The sequence below is a fragment of the Geminocystis sp. NIES-3709 genome, from assembly GCF_001548115.1.
Classification (GTDB): Bacteria; Cyanobacteriota; Cyanobacteriia; order Cyanobacteriales; family Cyanobacteriaceae; genus Geminocystis.
In genome coordinates, this window is sequence record NZ_AP014821.1 from 3,321,034 (window position 1) to 3,338,957 (window position 17,924).

Here is a 17,924-nt window from a genome sequence, read left to right on the forward strand (position 1 = left end):
TTTAAAAAATGCCTAATATTTTCTCACAAATTGACTTTAATTCTCTCAAAAATAATCCAGACTTTAAAGAAGATAGCGTCAGAGAAGTGATTATTTTACCTCTTTTAAAAAGTCTCGGTTACACAGAAAATAATATTATTCGCAGTAAAACTTTACAACATCCTTTCCTCAAAATTGGCAGTAAAAAACGTAAAATTAATTTAATCCCTGATTACCTCTTAAAAATTGAAAATAATTATGCTTGGGTATTGGATGCCAAAGCACCAAATGAGAATATAAAAGAAGGTGAACACATTGAGCAAGTTTATTGTTATGCTACCCATCCCGAAGTGAGAAGTCTTTATTTTGCCCTCTCTAATGGGGTTGAATTTAGTTTGTTTAAAACTTCTGGTAATGATACCCCTATTTTATATTTTTCTCTCGATGAATTTGATTATTATTATGAGCAATTAAGTCAATTTTTATCTTTAAATAGTTTTCAACTGGGGAAGGCTTTTTCTTATGATGAGGGTGATTTTTTCACGCAAAGTCGCAAAGACGCAAAGAAGGATGCAAAGGATTTTTTGGTGAGTCAATTTGATTATCTTAATCGTCCTTTATTATCTGAAATTACCGTCAAAAAAAGAGCGGCTAAAAGACATTTTGGGGTGCATGGTTATTTCACTAAACAAGCATGGAATGTGGTAGCAGAATATATCAAAAATTTTAGTCAACCTCATGATACTATTCTTGATCCTTTTGGGGGTAGTGGTGTTACTGCTATTGAGGCTTTAATGAATAATAGAAAAGCTGTTAGTATTGATATTAATCCCCTTGCTACTTTTCTGGTTAATTCTCTCATTTATCCTGTTAATTTTGATGAATTAAATGAGGCTTTTAATAGAATAAAATCTGCTTATCAAAAAAACGAACCTAATACTCCAGAAGACATCAAAAAAGCTCTTAAAAAATATCCTTATCCCAAAGATTTTAAACTGCCTAAAGGTTCGGATGTGGACACCATAGAAAAATTATTTAGTAATAAACAATTAGCTCAATTAGGTTTTTTAAAATATCTCATTAATAAGGAGAAAAATAAAAATATTAAGGATACTTTAATGTTAATGTTTTCTGGTATTTTGACTAAAGTAAACTTAACTTATCATAATAACTCAAAAAGACTAGCACCGGGACAAGGTGATACTTCTATTTTCAGATATTATCGCTATAGAATTGCACCCCAACCCACAGATTTAGACTTAATGACTTACTTTGAATTAAGACTAAAAAAAGTAATTTCAGCTAAAAAAGAGATGGAATATTTCATCAATGAAAACACCATTTCTAACGCTCAAATTGTTAAAGGTACAGCAACAGATTTAAGTTTTATATCTAATGAAAGTATAGATTATATTTACACAGATCTACCCTACGGCAAAAAAATTCCCTATTTAGATTTATCGATTATGTGGAATGCTTGGCTAGATTTAGAAGTCACTGAAAATGACTATAATTTAGAAGCAATAGAGGGAGGAGAAAAGCAAAAATCGAAGGATGAATATAACGAATTAATCGCCCAAAGTATTAAAGAAATGTATCGGGTGTTAAAATTCGATCGATGGTTGTCTTTTGTATTCGCTCATAAAGATCCCGAATTTTGGCATTTAATCATCGATACCGCCGAAAGTTGCGGTTTTGAATATAAGGGTGCTGTTGCTCAAAAAAATGGTCAAACTAGCTTCAAAAAACGTCAAAATCCTTTCACTGTTTTATCTGGGCAACTAATCATTAATTTTTGTAAAGTTCGTACTCCTAAAGCAATTATGAAGGCTAATTTAGGAATGGATATAGCAGAAATTGTCATCCAAACGATCGAGGGAGTAATTGCTAAAAATGATGGAGCTACCCTTGAGTAAATTAATGATGAATTGATTATCAAAGGTTTAGAATTAGGATTTTTAGATTTATTAAAGAAAGAATATTCAGACTTAACACCGATATTATTAGATAATTTTGACTATGATGAAAAAACGGAATTATTTACCATCAAAAAAGATACTAAATTCAAGTCATATATAGACGTAAAACTGAGAATCAAATATTATTTAATTAGTTATTTAAGAAGAATGGAAAGAGAGAATAAAACTAGCACTTTTGATGAAATTGTGTTGAATATTTTACCCTTATTAAAAAATGGTACAACCCCCGAAAATCAGACAATTTTAACGGTATTAGAAGATATAGGGGAGAGACTAGGAGAAAACCATTGGAAATTGAAAGGAGAAGGACAATTAAGTTTATTTTAGTCGTTATGGACTGTTATATAATTAGATGATGGAATGATAACTCGATCGAAATTTAGCATCTCTTTAAATCCTTTTTTTGCGATAGTGAGCGCCTTTGTGAGAGAAAAACAAAACCATGACAACCTTAAAAATTCTTTTAGTGGAAGATGACGAATTATTCCGTTTAGGGCTTTCGGTCCGATTACAACAAGAAACAGATTTGCACATCATCGCCGAAGCAGAAGACGGAGAAACCGCCGTTAATCTCACTAATCGTCATCCTTTGGATTTAGTTTTACTGGATATAGGATTACCCCGTATGAGCGGTTTAGAAGCCTGTCAAAAAATTAGGTCAAATCACCCCAAATTACCTATTATTGCCCTTACTTCTCGCTCTGAACCTTCTCTGATTAATCGTTTGATCGAGGTTGGTATTCAAGGTTATTGTCTTAAAGGTGTCCCTGCTGAAACTTTAATTTTGGCTATTCGCTCTGTGGTTGCTGGTGCTTCATGGTGGGACTCTAACGCTACTCAACAAATTCACACTGCTTTTACTTCTCCCAATTCATCAAATCAAGAACTCTTAGACTGTTTAACTAACCGAGAAAAAGAGATTTTACTATTAATGGCAGAAGGTAAAAGTAATCAAGAAATTGCTAATATCCTCTATATTACTTCTGGTACTGTTAGAGTTCATACTCACACTATTATACAAAAATTGAATGTGAGCGATCGTATATCTGCTATTTTGCTATTTAAGAATAAATATCATAATTAACTGACATTACGCACTCATTCACATATTAAGTTTTAATAGGTATCAGGTATTAGGTTTAATGAAAATGATTGAAGTCAAAAGTTATAAAGTTATCGAGATTTAACGGTTTAGCAAAAATCCATTGATTTGGTAGTCAGATGTTATCAATTAACTTCTCAATTTCCCAAAACTGAAATTTAAAGAAAAAATAATGAATTTTTTTGATTTTTAAACCTAACACCCGAAACCTGATACCTGACACCTCAAATAAACAATTAATTCTATTTTTGCGTAACATCAGATAATTAATTTCATACACCTAAAAAAATAATCCCCCAATAATTAGGAGATTAAATAAAAAATTTTTCAAGTGATTGAATAAATCACAGAGTTAATTAACCGACGACAGTAAATGCAATGACAAAACCTAAGACGGCGGCGAAAACAATTAACGCATAAAATTGAGCTCGTCCATTTTCCAGATATTTCAACCCTTCACCACTGATAATAGTTACTAAACCTGTTAGGTTGACAGCACCATCAACCACTTTATAATCTACTTCCATAATGGCACGGGCAAGACGACGACATCCTTGAACAAAAACCTTATCATAAATATCATCGAAATACCATTTATTCAAGGAAAGCTCATATAAAGGTTGGATTTTTTCAGCGATCGATTTATAATCAATTTTACCTCTCATGTAACATAAAGAAGCGATCGTGATACCAATTAAAGCGATACCAACGGAGTTACCACCCATAATGAGAAACTCATTTAAGTCAAAATGATGGGCAACTTCTAACACTTCTTCATTAGGATTCGCTATAAACTCCTCAAAACGGTTATTCCAAGGCATCCCAAGTAAACCAATGAAAACAGAAGGAATAGCCAACGCCATTAAGGGAAATGTCATAGTTAAGGGGGATTCGTGAGGTTTTTCACCGTGATGTCCATTACCACTTAAGGTAACACCTGCTTTCTGTAATAATTCCTCTTGAATTTTGTGATCTTTACCTCTAAAATCTCCTTCAAAGGTCATAAAATACATCCTAAACATATAAAATGCCGTTAAACCTGCGGTTAACCAACCCACTAACCATAAAGCAGGATTGGCTTCAAAGGCTAAACCTAGAATCTCATCTTTTGACCAAAATCCGGCGAAAGGAGGGATACCACAAATAGCTAGAGTACCGATAAGGAAGCAAGAGGAAGTAATGGGCATATATTTGCGTAAATTCCCCATTAAACGCATATCTTGGGCTAAAATAGGCTCATGACCGACAACTTCTTCCATGCCATGAATTACTGAACCTGAGCATAAGAATAGCATAGCTTTGAAGTAAGCATGAGTCATCAGGTGAAATAAACCTGCACTATAGGCACCGATACCCATAGCCATTACCATATAACCTAACTGGGAGATGGTAGAGTAAGCTAAACCTTTTTTGATGTCATTTTGAGTAATTGCGATCGTAGCACCTAAGAAAGCAGTAAAGCAACCTGTCCATGAAATCACTGTCATTACTTCAGGAATTGGCTCGAATACAGGGTACATCCGCGCAATTAAGAATACTCCAGCCGCTACCATTGTGGCCGCATGAATTAAAGCTGAGATAGGGGTAGGGCCTTCCATTGCGTCAGGCAACCATACATGGAGTGGGAACTGGGCTGATTTGGCTACAGGGCCTAAAAACACCAAAATAGCGAATAACGCCGCTAACCACCCGGCAAGTTCCCCTGAGCCTACGATTTCATGGAGTCGATCGCCCATGGGGATAAATTCAAATGTACCTGTTGCCCAATATAAACCAAGCATACCCAGTAATAAACCAAAGTCTCCTACCCTATTGGTAACAAAGGCTTTTTGACAGGCATCGGCGGCAGGTTTGCGATCGTACCAAAAACCGATCAATAAGTACGAACATACTCCTACTAATTCCCAAAAGATATATACTTGTACTAAGTTAGGACTGATGACTAAACCTAACATAGAGGCACTAAAGATGCTCAGATAGGCGTAAAAACGTACATATCCTGCATCGTGTGCCATGTAGCCGTCAGTATAAATCATCACCAGTAAAGCAACGGTGGTAACGATTACGAGCATCAATGAGCTAAGATGATCGATAGTATAGCCCATACTCAGACTAAAATCTCCAGCACTAGCCCATTCTATCATTTGTGTATAGGGTTCGTGTCCTTGCCATTGACTCCAAAATAGTGCGATCGCCATTGTTAAACAAACGCCTAAAGTAGAGATAATAAAGACAGAGTTAACTTGTCGTAACTTGTTGGTGGCTTGGTTAAAAGAAATTAAGCCAATACCGACTATCATTGAAGAGAGTAGAGGTAGTGTTGGTATTAACCAAGCATATTCATATAACTTTAAACTATCCATCCTAGTTATTGTCTAATTTATTCATAACGTTTTAATTGTGACATAGGTTGATAAACTATGAACAAAGAATAGACTTTTTACATAAGTTCCACAACAGGAATAAAAAACAGGGCATTGCTAAGGGTTTCAGAAAATCATTCATTGATTCGGCAATCCCCAGAAACGCCCATTTCTTATAATTGTCTCCTATCCCCTAACCTAAGCCAACACGCATTTAAGTTGCATATAATTTGATGAAAAATAAATAAATCCTTCTCCCTCTCCTCCTGTCCTGTTTTTACCGACAGAAAACTACATGAGTTTTAACTTATCTCCTACCTTCATCGACATTCCGTATCGAATTCAGGTTTCTATTCAGCGATCGCTTCTTGTAACTTAGGATTACTGTACCAACTATAAGCACCTGTGGTAACTGGAATGAGATTTATTTCTTTTCGCACTTCATCTAAAGGATGTTCAAAGTATTCCTCCCATTTTATAGGAAATAAAGGTTTTGCTGACTCTCCCATGTCTAAACCTTGAGAGATTAACTTAAATTTGTAACCTAAAGTTTTTATTTGATCTTCTGGTAAAGATGTTTCAGATATTAATTTGTCAGAAGCAAAAAAGCTAATCAATAAAGAAAGCAAATCAATAAACAGAAAACCGGGGAAACGACTTTGAGCAACTGTTAGTGAAATTACCCCTAATTCTCCAAAATTATCGAGACTAAACCCTGTTAAAATGTGGTGAATATCGTGAGTTTTAAATACTCGAAAATGCACATATTCTTCATCGTTCATTTCTGGTTTCGCTGGAGGATAAAATTGAGGATCATAACCCAGTGTACTCATGACTTTAGCATAAGTCCAACCAAGAGAATGTTTCGGCATGGCTAACATTGCTTCTAAGTTGTATTCTGAACCAATATATTTTTCCTTAACTATTTCTGCCGAATCGGATTCACTCATTACCGCCCTAACACACAATTCCATCGGTTTTGTGCCTAAAAATCGATCGCTAACTTTAAAGGCACTACTAACATCTTGCCCCGCACCTCCAGCAATTTTCACTAAATCAGCAAACTTCGCTAAATTTTCGGGGGATGTTATCTCATTAATATAGTTAAAAGACATAATTTTAAGCTTTTAGATTCTCAGTGAAATCTTACCTATTTATTTATCTCAAAAATATTAAGATTTGTTTGAATTATTCAGCTACATCCATCACAACAGTCAAAAATTAACCGAATAGCTTCACTATCAAATGTTTTGCTTTGCGTAACCTCAGTTACTTAATTGTTAATCTTCTCTTAACTTCTAAGATTCAAAGAGGAATTATAATTGATATAGATATTAATATATTAATAACTTTAATTAATGGATCATTGATTCTGAAAAGCTGGTTTTGATCCTAAATCGTTAACCTTTAAATTTATAATAATTTTGATCGTAATATGAATATTTCATCTTCACCAAATTTGATTGATGAGGCGGTTTTGAGGACGGAAAATGTTGATGTTTATTACGGCTCTCATAAAGCTGTGGCAGGAGTTAATTTAGATATTCCTAAAAATAAGGCGATCGCATTTATTGGCCCTTCTGGTTGCGGAAAAAGTACAATTCTGCGATGTTTTAACCGCATGAATGATTTAGTTGCCAGTGCGAAGATTCAAGGACGAATTACATTTAGAGGTAAAAATATTTATAGTGCGAATGTTGATCCTGTCAAATTAAGAAGTAGTATCGGCATGGTATTTCAAAAACCTAATCCTTTCCCTAAATCTATCTATGAAAATATTGCTTGGGGTGCAAGAATTAACGGATATAAGGGTAATATGGACGATTTAGTAGAACAATCTTTAAGAAAATCAGCTTTATGGGATGAAGTGAAAGATAAATTGCGTCAAAGTGGTTTAGCCTTATCTGGAGGGCAACAACAACGTCTATGTATTGCAAGAACGATCGCTATTCAACCTGATGTTATCTTAATGGATGAACCTTGTTCTGCATTAGATCCCATTTCCACTCTTAAAGTGGAAGAGTCTATTCACGAATTGAAACGCAATTACACCATTATTATTGTTACTCATAATATGCAACAAGCATCAAGGGTATCTGATTATACGGCTTTTTTCAATGCGAAAAGTGTAAATGGAGGAAGTGGAAAACTTGGTTATTTGGTGGAATACGATCGAACTGAAAATATCTTTCAAAATCCTGTTGAACAAGCTACTCAAGAATACGTTAGCGGACGTTTTGGTTAAAAATTGGCGTTTATAAACAAAATTTTTCTCAGGTAGATTATAATTGTTGATCAAATTTTTTCAGGAAACCTTAAATATGTTATAATCACCATAACTTATTTGTGACTACAAAATTTTTAGAAACTGTTAACTTTAAAAAATTGTAGCACTATGTTGTTTTAGGAAAATTATTAATAGTGAGTTAAAATTTGATGTTTTGGTCGGGTTTTCCTGACAATTTACCGATTGTGCTGCGACAACTGCTCGATGTAGGATTATTATTTCTCTCTTTTTATTTTATCTCTGTCCTAATTAAAGAGCGTCGCGCCCAACGAATGATTCGGGGTTTGTTAATTCTTATTATTACCTTATTCATTAGCGATCGAGTTTTTAAACTAACTTTATTTAGCTTTTTTTTAGAAAGATTGGTGATAATTTGCTCTCTTTCAATGGCTGTAATATTTCAATCAGATTTCCGCCGTTTTTTGGAGTTATTAGGAAAAGGAGATTTAAGACAGTTTTTTGAATCAAATCCTCATTTACCAAAAGAAGATAGTGTCATTGATGAAATTGTTGATGCCGTTAAAGAATTGTCTCAAAATCGTACGGGTGCTTTAATTATAATTGAAACATTTAATACTATTGAGGAGAGAATTTTTCTTAATCCGGGAGTTAAACTTAACGCTGAAATTACTAAGGAATTATTACAGACTATTTTCCAAACTAAAACTTTACTTCATGATGGAGCTGTTTTCATTAGAGGATCGGAAATAGTGTCTGCTAGTGTAATTTTACCATTATCCGATCGAACGGCATCTCGTCAATTGGGTACTCGTCATCGTGCCGCAATGGGTATCACTGAAAGGGTTGAAAATTGTATCTGTATTGTTGTCTCAGAAGAAACTGGATCTATTTCTTTAGGAGAAAAAGGTGTCTTAAATCGTCCTTTAACCAGTACAAAATTAAAAGAATTATTAGAAGAAAAACTCTCAAAACCGAAAGAAGGAGAAGTGGTAACAGGAGTTACCCGTTTAAGTAAAAAATTAGGTTTTCAGGGTTTAAATATATTGAAAAGTATTCTTAAATTAGACTACGGTAAATCTCGTCGTAAATGATATTTAAAATTCACAAATAACGGGAGCATGATCACTCGGTTGAATAAGTTTTCTAGGTTCAATATCAATATAACAATTAACGGCTTTTTCTGCTAATTTATCCGTTAAATAAACATGATCTATACGCCATCCCCTATTCTTAGAAAATCCTCCTTGACGATAATCCCACCAACTAAAATAATTACCTTCTGAGGTAAATTTACGGAAAATATCTGTTAAACCAATATTTAAAATTGATTTTAAAGTTTCTCTTTCTATTTTTGAAGCCATTATGTGATTTTCCTTTCCTATAGATTTATAAATATCTATATCTTCTAAGGCAATATTAAAGTCTCCACAAACTAATAATTCTTCTGAATATTCCTCTTTTAATACTGTTAAATATTGTTTTAATAGATCTAACCAAGCTAATTTATATTCATATTTTTCCGAACCGACAGAATTACCATTTGGAACATAAAGATTAACGATTCTAATATTATTAATAACTCCACTAATAACTCGTTTTTGTTCATCAAAATTATCAACAATATTTGTCGGTAAAATGTTAGCAAAACCATATTTAACATCTTCTAAAACTTGACGACTAAAAATAGCTACTCCGTTATAGGCTTTTTGTCCATAAATATAAGTGTGATAACCTAACTCTTTAAAATCTTCTACAGGAAAATCAGCATCAACAACTTTTGTTTCTTGTAAACAAATTACATCAATATCATTTTCTATTAACCATTGTTTTACTTGTTCTTGACGGGTACGAATAGAGTTGACATTCCATGTAGCTATTTTCATTGATTAATTATTGATAACTTTTTCAAGACTATTTTACTCTCTATTCCCTTCTCTTCTAACTTTTTCAATGAAGATGTCTAATAGTTACAATGGATAAAATTAGTGGAAAATCAATAAAACTTATGACAAGTGTAATCTCGATCGATGATAAAGAATTATCGAAGGATATTGAATTATCTGAAGATATTTTATCCCCTGAAGAATTACCCCCTACTGATTTAATTTATGATGATGGAGAGCCAATGGAAACAAATCACCACCGTATTGCAATGAATTTGCTCATCGATTCTTTAGAAAATTTTTTGATGAAACAACGGAATGATTTTTTTGTAGGCGGTAATATGTTTATCTATTACAGTGCCACTCAAGCTCGAAATCGAGACTTTCGAGGACCAGATTTTTTTCTGGTATTGGATACAGATAATGAAGTTTTACGCAAGGCTTGGGTTGTCTGGAATGAAAACGGACGTTATCCTGATGTAGTTATCGAACTGATGTCACCTTTTACCGCACAAGCGGATAAAAATGAGAAAAAGGATATTTACGAAAAGATCTTTAAAACTAGGTACTTACTATGTTTTTGATCCCTTCGATCGAAATTCTTTGCAGGGATGGCGTTTAAATAACAAAATGAAATATGAAGAAATTGCAGCTAATGAAAAAGGATGGCTTTTATGTGAAAGTGTTGATTTATGGTTAGCACCTTGGGAAGGAGTGATGAAAAGACAAACAGCTCATTGGTTAAGATTTTATGACAAAAATGAGAATCTTGTCTTATTACCTTCGGAAGAAGCACAACAGGAAGCACAATTAGCACAACAAGAGGCACAACTAGCTCAAGAAAAATATGAGCGTTTAGCCACAAGATTAAGGGAGTTAGGGGAAAATCCTCAAGATTATCTTTAAAAATTAGGAATTAGGAATTAAAAATTAATCAGTTATTTATTGTTTTTTTTCGTTGAAAATCATTTTTACTCCCCCTTCAGGGCTTAAAACAACTCCTCTTCTTTTAGGTTTTAATGTTTTATTTTCTGCTAACTTTAAATCATATTTAGTGATAATATGAGCGATCGAAAGTTTCATTTCATACAAAGCTAAAACCTCCCCTAAACAACGTCTTACACCACCACCAAAAGGCATAAATTCATAGGGGGAATATTGACGATTTAAAAATCTTTCGGGAATAAATTTATCTGCTTCGGGATATAAGTCTTCTCGGTGATGGGTTAAATAAATACATCCCAAAAGTACCGTATCTTTAGGAATTTTTTGATCTAATAATTCTGTATCTCTCATCACCTGTCGGGGAAAAGTCAACATTGCGACAGGATGTATTCTTAAAGTTTCGTTGCACACTGCGGTTAAATAGGGTAACTTAAAAATAGTCTCACCTCTTCGATCGTGATTTTCTGATAATTCTGTGAGTAATTTTGTTTTAATATCAGGTTGACGGTGTAACCAGTACAATGTCCATGTCATGGCGATAGCCGTTGTCTCATGGCCTGCAAACAACATTAACATTAATTCATCTCGTAATTCTTGATCACTCATGCCTTTTCCCTCTTCATCTACGGCAGTTAAAAGAGTGGAAAGAATATCTGTTCTATTGGTGTTATTTTCTTGACGACGGAGGTTAATTTCACTATGAATTAACTCATCTAATTGCATCCTAGTACGAATAAAACCACCCCAAGGACTCCATGCACCAAAATCTTTTTTTAACCAATCATAAAACAAAAAGCTAATATTAATGGGATTGTTAAATCGATCGAGAATAGCTTTTATTAACTCTTTCATTTTCTCAAATCGATCGCCTTCTGACAAGCCAAAAACAATTTTTACGATGACTTGTAAAGATATTTCCTGCATCAATTCTCTGGCAATAAAAACTTCTCCCGGTTTCAATTGATTAAAAATATTTTCAGTAATTTCTGTAATTAAATTACTATAAATTTGCATTCTTTCCCCATGAAAAGAAGGCATCAATAATTTTCTTTCTCGTTTATGATTTTCCCCGTCTAAAGATAACAACGAAGAAAAACCGACTACGGGAGTTAAAATATTATTTAATTGACCATTCGCAAAAAATTGTTGTCGATCGTTAGTTAAAATTTGTTGTATAGCTTGGGGATGAGTAACAAAAACTAATGAACCACTACCTAAACCGGAAACTGTCGCTGTAAAAATGTCAGGATGTTGATTATAAGCATTCTTTAAGTATCCCACAGGATCGAGTATCCATTTAATTTTTTGTTGAATAACAGAAGTTGTTAAAGGGTTTATTTGTGACATATTATTCTTTTGAAATAATTTATTTAACTACTTTAAGCCACTTTTTCAAAAATGGACAATGAACAATAAACAATTGGGAACTTTCATCTTTAGATGTTTAAGAAAATTCAATATTTTATCTTTTGTAAATGTACTAAAATATCTATTAATTAAATTAAAAATATCCAATAATATTCTAATCTCTTTTATTTTACCATTTGATAGACGTAAAACCTAATTTGATAATGAGTAAAAAGTTTTAACACATAATCTAAATCTAACTCAGAAAAACATTCATTATCGTCAAATTTTAATAATTGATAAGCAAATATTGATTATTCACCATTTTTCCCTGACAATAAATAGTTGATTATTGGATAAAGAATGAGATTATGACATCAACTACGATCAAATCAAAAAATAATTTAACTACAAAATTAATTAATGGGTTACTAAATATTAAACCCTTAGCAGAATTTGCCAAAACCCAAGCAAGAAAAATGATCATCAAACGAGCCAATTTTATTGGAGTACCTTGGGAAAACAATGTTAAACATCTGGAAAATCATGATTGGCAAGAGGAAATTAAAGCAGTAGAAAATCCTAATATTAACTATCCTTCTTACTATTTAACATCCTTTCATGCTTATGAAAAAGGAAATATGAGTTGGGATGCCGCTTGGGAGTTAGAATCTGCCGCCTATAGTGTTCATTCTACTATTTACTCGAAAATCCCTCAACTTGATGGCGATCGAAATCTGAGAAAAAGCTATCATGAATTTTTACAAACCCAACTCCCTTCTAATCCTGACAATATTTTAGATATTGGTTGCGGTGTAGGATTGAGTACATTTGCTTTACAAGAAACCTATCCTAATAGTAATATTTCTGGATTAGACTTATCCCCTTACTTTTTAGCTGTTGCCAAATATCAAGCAAAACAAAAAGGAAAATCAATTAATTGGATTCATGACGCAGGAGAATATAATAATTTACCACTAGAATCTTTTGATTTAATTTCTACTTTTTTAATGTTCCATGAATTACCACAATTTGCTGCCGAAAATATTATTTCCCATAGCAATAAATTACTAAAAAAAGGTGGTTTTTTTGCCCTTATGGATATGAATCCTCAATCAGAAAATTATAAAAAAATGCCTCGTTATGTCTTTACTTTATTAAAAAGTACTGAACCTTATTTAGATCAATATTTTACTTTAGATATAGAATCTATGTTTATTAAATGTGGATTTTCAACACCTAAAATAGTATCTATTAGTCCTCGACATCGTGCTATTATTGCTCAAAAAATATAGTTTAAAATAGTTAACTTTCTAAAATATAGACTCTCAAATTTTCTTAACTAATACCTTTTCAAAAATACAATATCTAATACTTAAAAATGAAAGTTACTCCTACAAAAATTCCAGAAATTTTAATTATTGAACCTCAAGTATTTACAGATGATCGAGGTTTTTTCTTTGAGAGTTTTAATAATAAATCTTTTCAGGAAAAAATAGGATTAAATATCAATTTTGTCCAAGATAATCATTCTCGATCGAGTCAAAATGTATTAAGAGGATTACACTATCAAATTAATGTGCCCCAACTAAAATTAGTAAGAGTAGTATGTGGAAAAATTTTAGATGTAGCAGTGGATATTAGACAATCTTCTCCTACTTTTAAGCAATGGGTAGGAGTAGTTTTAAGTGACGAAAATAAGAAACAATTATTAATACCAGAGGGATTTGCTCATGGTTTTTTTGTATTGTCAGAAAGTGCTGATGTTTTGTATAAAACTAATAAATTTTATGTAGGAAAATACGATCGATCTATTCGTTGGAATGATCCAAATATTAACATTAATTGGAATATAAAAATTCTCCCTATACTATCAAAAAAAGATGAAAATGCACCCTTTCTTAAAGATGCAGAAATTTTTGTTTAGTTATTAAAAGTATTTTAGATTTTTAAAGAGTTTAAATACTATTTTATAAATAACTAATTTACGATAAATCTAATAACCAATAACCAATGACTAATTAAATATTTTATCATTAAATAATGCTAGTTAAATTTACCAAGAATCAGCAATATATTTTAGATTTATTAGAACAGTTAAAGACAGAAATTAGTGCTCAAGATTTACACATTAAACTCCGAGAGAATGATTTAAAAATTGGATTGGCTACCGTTTATAGGACTCTAAAACTTTTACATTTAGAAGGCATTATTCAGGAAAGAATTAATACCAGTGGAGAGTGTTTATATGAATTAATTAAAGATAGTCATTCCCATCATTTAAACTGTATTAATTGTGGTCGATCGATTATTATAAGAGAAGAATATTGTCCTATTAATCAAAATTTAACTAATTGGTGTTTATCACAAAATTTTAAGTTATATTATCACACTTTAGAATTTTTTGGTTTGTGTGAAAATTGTCAAAATGAAATAGAAAGTACGGATTTATAAACTATAGCGTTTCCCATAGTTATGAGGTACGGGTAGATCTTTGAAACCTTGAAACCTATTGCCCTTGGGAAATAAGTGGGGAGCAGGTCAAATTTGCCGAACAAAAAAACTACTTGACAAAAGAACTAAAATGGTTTTTGGTTAACTAAATTAATCTTAATTCTCTTATTTTCTTTAAAAATGATCCCTGAACAACAAGCACAACTGAATCTACATATTCGAGCTATTGCCAATATTCTTTATCAACAATCTGATGTTAATCAACTTCATAATTTGGCTACTATAGAAAAAACTATTCGAGAACAAACCCTTAAATATATTACTCCACAAATAGGATTTTTTTTATCCAAAACATCACAAACACCCAATCGGGAAGAACCCGAAACATCAGAAGTATAATTGGGGAATTACCCATTACTGAAAAACAAGCCATTAGATTAAATTTAAAAACAAATCAAAGAATTAGTCCTTACCTGGAAAAATGCTGCTCCCAGAGCGAGTGCTAATATTTCTGATGAAAATGCTGCCCAAGACGTGGAGTTTTATACAGCCATGAAAATATCTGGGAGAACTCAACAAAGAATTGTACATCGTTATCAATTTCCAGAAATAGCCACGGAGCAACACATAGAAGAAATTAGCCTTGATGGTGGCAAAGTGAGATTAAGAACAGAACAAAAAGGTGAAAGTTGTGTTTGGCGAGACTATAAAGCAATTTGCGTCAATCAGCAAGAAAGAAAAGCTTGGTTTGCACAAAATGAAGAATTAATAGATTGGGTTAATCAACAAAAATTGTCAGAACCATTAACTTGTTTAGGGGATGGACATTCTGGTATTTGGAAAATAATCAAAGAATTTAACGCTCCTGGAGAAAAAAGAGAAATACTTGATTGGTATCATTTGATGGAAAACTTAAACAAAGTGGGAGGAAGTAGGAAAAGATTAAAGGAAGCAGAAAATTTGCTTTGGTGTGGGAAAATAGATGAAACAATCACATTAATGTCACAGGTGAAGAAAAAAAAAGCAGAAAATTTCTGTAACTATTTGGAGACTCATAGAGAGCGGATTGTTAACTACGGTTATTATCAGGAAGAACAAATTTGTTCTATTGGTTCAGGAGCGGTAGAATCAACGGTAAAGCAAATAGATAGGCGACTCAAAATTTCAGGTGCACAATGGAACAAAGAAAACATCGCTCAAGTACTCAAACATAGATGTGCATATCTCAATAATTGTCTTTAATCAGTCAATAGTACTTTTGTTTCGCATAACTGACTTGCTCCCGTTGATAATTCTCAATTATTGTATGATATTTGTTAAAAGTTCTTTTAAATTTTGACAATTTAAGTAAATGTCTTCTAGTCTGGAGTCAGGATATAGCAATTGATGAAAGTGTTTACTACCAATAATTTCTCCTGTTAAATAATAGTAATCTAAGTTAACTAAATTACTCACTAACCAATAACAAGGATAAACATAATTAGGGGCAAAAATCTCTATTACTTTTGTTGTGGGTTGACAAAAAACAAGATTACTTAAGCCACTACCATGAGGAGAAATTACTATTTCCGCTTGAGATAACAATTCTCCTTGCTGTTTAACCGATAATAATTCTAAATTTACTACCTCAAAATTATATTCTAAGAGTAAATTAATTATTTCTTGTTCATTAATTAAGCGTCGATTACTAGATTTATTTCTACTAATATATAATCTTTTGTTTGATTTATTATCGATTATTTTATTTTCTAAAATTTTATCTCGTAAATATTGACAACTCCAAGGAGGCATCCATGCGATCGAGCCGGGAAAAGAAGGTACAATTAGATTACTTGCCTGTAGATATATAGGTAAAGATAAAGGTAAAATTTTATCAGAAGGAATACCGAAAATTTCTAAAGTTTCTTTTTGATAATTAGTCCGATTATCAACTAAAAAATAATCTACTTTAGTTAAGTCTATTTGTGCTAATTCTAGTAAATAAATTCTTGGTAAAATATCAAATAACCAATGAAAATAAATGTTATTTAATAATCCTGCTAACACAACTACTGTTCCTTTTATTAATTTAATTGGAGGTAAAAAATTAGTTTGAAAAATAGAATGTTTACTAGGATGACTATCTGGATGATTTGGACTTAAAGCAGGAGATTCAGGAGAAAGATCACCAATCAAATAATTTTCAGGAGTAATTATAGCACTACTCGCTTCATCTTCTCGGAGATAAAAAAAACCATTATGAGTATTAATAACAAAGGTTTTAGGTAACTCTATTGTTGAAGGAAAATAAAAACTAGGATGGAGATTTTTAATACTATTTTTTGGTGGTTTTAAACGTAAAATATTATCTAAATCAATTTTCTTATAAGTAACATTGTCTGTAGATTTTTTTGTCGCCCAATCTAATGCTTTCTCATAGTATTTTTGTGGTTTGTTAAATGAAGTGTTAATTTGATCATTAAATGATTTTTTTTGATTAATTAATAAACTTATTGCTTGACTTTTTTCTTTATCTATCCTGTCTAGTTTGTTTAAATACTCGTCAATTAAATGTATTTTTTCAGTGTAAAATAAACTTAAAATAAGGTGATAGTAAATAGATTCCGATTCAATATTTTTTTGTAAAGCCTGTTGATAGTAATTAATCGCTAAAAAATAATTTTTTTGATTAAATAGTAAATGAGCAATATTAATCAAAATTTCTTCTTGGTTATTATTTTTTAAGGCTATAATTAAGTTTCTATTTAATTCGATCGAGTTGGCATTATTGGATGATGATTTAATATTTTGAGAATACCAATTTAAGTATTCATCAATCATTGGTAATTGACTATTAATTAATTTTTGCCATAATTCGATCGATAAATTAAGTTTATTTTGTAAAAGATAAATATAACCTAATTCTCCATAGACTTGAGTATAATTAGGAGCAATTATAACTATTTTTTCTAAAGATTCTTGAGCTAAAATAATTTGATTATTTTTTAAATAACAATAAGCTAAGTTTGATAAAATATTTAAGTTATCATTCTCTATATTTAAACCTTGTTGATAGATTTCGATCGCATTTTTATATTCATAAATATTTTGCCATAATAAACCTAAATTTTCATAAGAAATAATTAGATTAGGTTGAGTTAAAATTAATTCTTGCCAAAGAGAAACAGCAGAATCTAAATTATTTTGGATAATAAAAAGTTGAGCTAAATTAGTATAAGCAGGAATATACTGAGGATTGATTTCTAAGCCTTGTTGATATAATTTAATCGCTAAACTAATATTTTGTTGATGGAGTTTTATCTGGGCAATATCAAAAATTTTTTGAGCGATAACTATTAAGTCAAATTCTGAACTATTTAAAAGTAAATCTAACAAAATTGTTTGATAATATTCTTCATTATCTAAACAAAAGTAAGCTAAAGCTAAATAAATTTTATATAAATTATTATCATCATTATCGATTAAAATATTTTCTAAGTATTCGATCGAATTTTGATATTGTTCTTGAATAAAAAAATTCTTAATTGCTAACTCTTGATATTTATTCATCTAAGTAGAAAACAAAAAATCACAAAAAAGTAAATCACCATAATATAAAGTCTATCGTAATTCTAAAAAATAAGG

The 17,924-nt window shown here is 31.5% G+C and carries 15 protein-coding genes and 1 pseudogene; 11 read left to right on the plus strand and 5 right to left on the minus strand.

The window, feature by feature from the left end; all coding sequences use genetic code 11:
- Positions 1–8: 8 nt before the first annotated feature.
- From GM3709_RS14180 to GM3709_RS14185, 3 genes are all read left to right on the plus strand, one after another.
- Positions 9–1,895: a DNA methyltransferase gene (locus tag GM3709_RS14180; RefSeq protein WP_231937572.1), complete on the plus strand. Its 1,887-nt coding sequence runs from the start codon at positions 9–11 to the stop codon at positions 1,893–1,895.
- 12 nt (positions 1,896–1,907) lie between these two features.
- Positions 1,908–2,285 carry a hypothetical protein gene (locus GM3709_RS21525; protein ID WP_231937573.1) on the plus strand — a complete coding sequence of 126 codons (378 nt, stop codon included), beginning with the start codon at positions 1,908–1,910 and terminating at the stop codon, positions 2,283–2,285.
- 115 nt (positions 2,286–2,400) lie between these two features.
- Positions 2,401–3,042 (plus strand): response regulator transcription factor, encoded by a 642-nt coding sequence (locus GM3709_RS14185; protein WP_066120550.1) that lies wholly within the window; start codon positions 2,401–2,403, stop codon positions 3,040–3,042.
- Positions 3,043–3,416: 374 nt separating this feature from the next.
- Here GM3709_RS14185 and GM3709_RS14190 read toward each other — a convergent pair whose 3' ends face one another.
- Positions 3,417–5,423, minus strand: a complete 2,007-nt coding sequence (locus GM3709_RS14190; protein WP_066120553.1) for an NAD(P)H-quinone oxidoreductase subunit 5 — start codon at positions 5,421–5,423, stop codon at positions 3,417–3,419.
- 350 nt (positions 5,424–5,773) lie between these two features.
- The gene (locus GM3709_RS14195) at positions 5,774–6,538 is read right to left on the minus strand and encodes a Coq4 family protein (RefSeq protein ID WP_066120556.1); all 765 of its coding nucleotides are present in this window, start codon (positions 6,536–6,538) and stop codon (positions 5,774–5,776) included.
- A gap of 320 nt (positions 6,539–6,858) precedes the next feature.
- On the opposite strand from GM3709_RS14195, the gene pstB reads away from it, so the two are divergent.
- The gene (gene pstB, locus GM3709_RS14200) at positions 6,859–7,668 is read left to right on the plus strand and encodes a phosphate ABC transporter ATP-binding protein PstB (protein ID WP_066120559.1); all 810 of its coding nucleotides are present in this window, start codon (positions 6,859–6,861) and stop codon (positions 7,666–7,668) included.
- Between the two features lie 191 nt (positions 7,669–7,859).
- Positions 7,860–8,762 (plus strand): diadenylate cyclase CdaA, encoded by a 903-nt coding sequence (gene cdaA, locus GM3709_RS14205; RefSeq protein WP_066120562.1) that lies wholly within the window; start codon positions 7,860–7,862, stop codon positions 8,760–8,762.
- A 3-nt stretch (positions 8,763–8,765) separates the two neighbouring features.
- On the opposite strand, the gene xth is transcribed toward cdaA, so the two are convergent.
- Positions 8,766–9,554, minus strand: coding sequence for an exodeoxyribonuclease III (gene xth, locus GM3709_RS14210; RefSeq protein WP_066120565.1), 789 nt, complete (start codon positions 9,552–9,554; stop codon positions 8,766–8,768).
- Positions 9,555–9,676: 122 nt separating this feature from the next.
- Between xth and GM3709_RS21830 the strand changes: the two genes are divergently transcribed.
- Positions 9,677–10,138 carry a Uma2 family endonuclease gene (locus GM3709_RS21830; protein ID WP_315863039.1) on the plus strand — a complete coding sequence of 154 codons (462 nt, stop codon included), beginning with the start codon at positions 9,677–9,679 and terminating at the stop codon, positions 10,136–10,138.
- 46 nt (positions 10,139–10,184) lie between these two features.
- Positions 10,185–10,460, plus strand: coding sequence for a hypothetical protein (locus tag GM3709_RS21835; RefSeq protein WP_315863040.1), 276 nt, complete (start codon positions 10,185–10,187; stop codon positions 10,458–10,460).
- A 36-nt stretch (positions 10,461–10,496) separates the two neighbouring features.
- Here the strand turns inward: GM3709_RS21835 and GM3709_RS14220 are convergent, their stop codons facing one another.
- Positions 10,497–11,846, minus strand: coding sequence for a cytochrome P450 (locus GM3709_RS14220; protein ID WP_066120568.1), 1,350 nt, complete (start codon positions 11,844–11,846; stop codon positions 10,497–10,499).
- A 371-nt stretch (positions 11,847–12,217) separates the two neighbouring features.
- On the opposite strand from GM3709_RS14220, the gene GM3709_RS14225 reads away from it, so the two are divergent.
- The 4 genes and pseudogenes from GM3709_RS14225 (at position 12,218) to GM3709_RS19865 (ending at position 15,542) form a co-directional block, all read left to right on the plus strand.
- Positions 12,218–13,141, plus strand: a complete 924-nt coding sequence (locus tag GM3709_RS14225) for a class I SAM-dependent methyltransferase (RefSeq protein ID WP_066120571.1) — start codon at positions 12,218–12,220, stop codon at positions 13,139–13,141.
- A gap of 86 nt (positions 13,142–13,227) precedes the next feature.
- A complete protein-coding gene (gene rfbC / locus GM3709_RS14230) occupies positions 13,228–13,773 on the plus strand; it encodes a dTDP-4-dehydrorhamnose 3,5-epimerase (RefSeq protein WP_066120573.1) in 546 nt (181 codons plus the stop codon).
- Positions 13,774–13,889: 116 nt separating this feature from the next.
- Positions 13,890–14,300 (plus strand): Fur family transcriptional regulator, encoded by a 411-nt coding sequence (locus GM3709_RS14235; RefSeq protein WP_066120576.1) that lies wholly within the window; start codon positions 13,890–13,892, stop codon positions 14,298–14,300.
- Between the two features lie 180 nt (positions 14,301–14,480).
- Positions 14,481–15,542: pseudogene (locus GM3709_RS19865) on the plus strand (ISKra4 family transposase).
- Between the two features lie 57 nt (positions 15,543–15,599).
- Here GM3709_RS19865 and GM3709_RS14250 read toward each other — a convergent pair.
- Positions 15,600–17,849 (minus strand): glycosyltransferase 61 family protein, encoded by a 2,250-nt coding sequence (locus GM3709_RS14250; protein ID WP_066120583.1) that lies wholly within the window; start codon positions 17,847–17,849, stop codon positions 15,600–15,602.
- Positions 17,850–17,924: the final 75 nt, after the last annotated feature.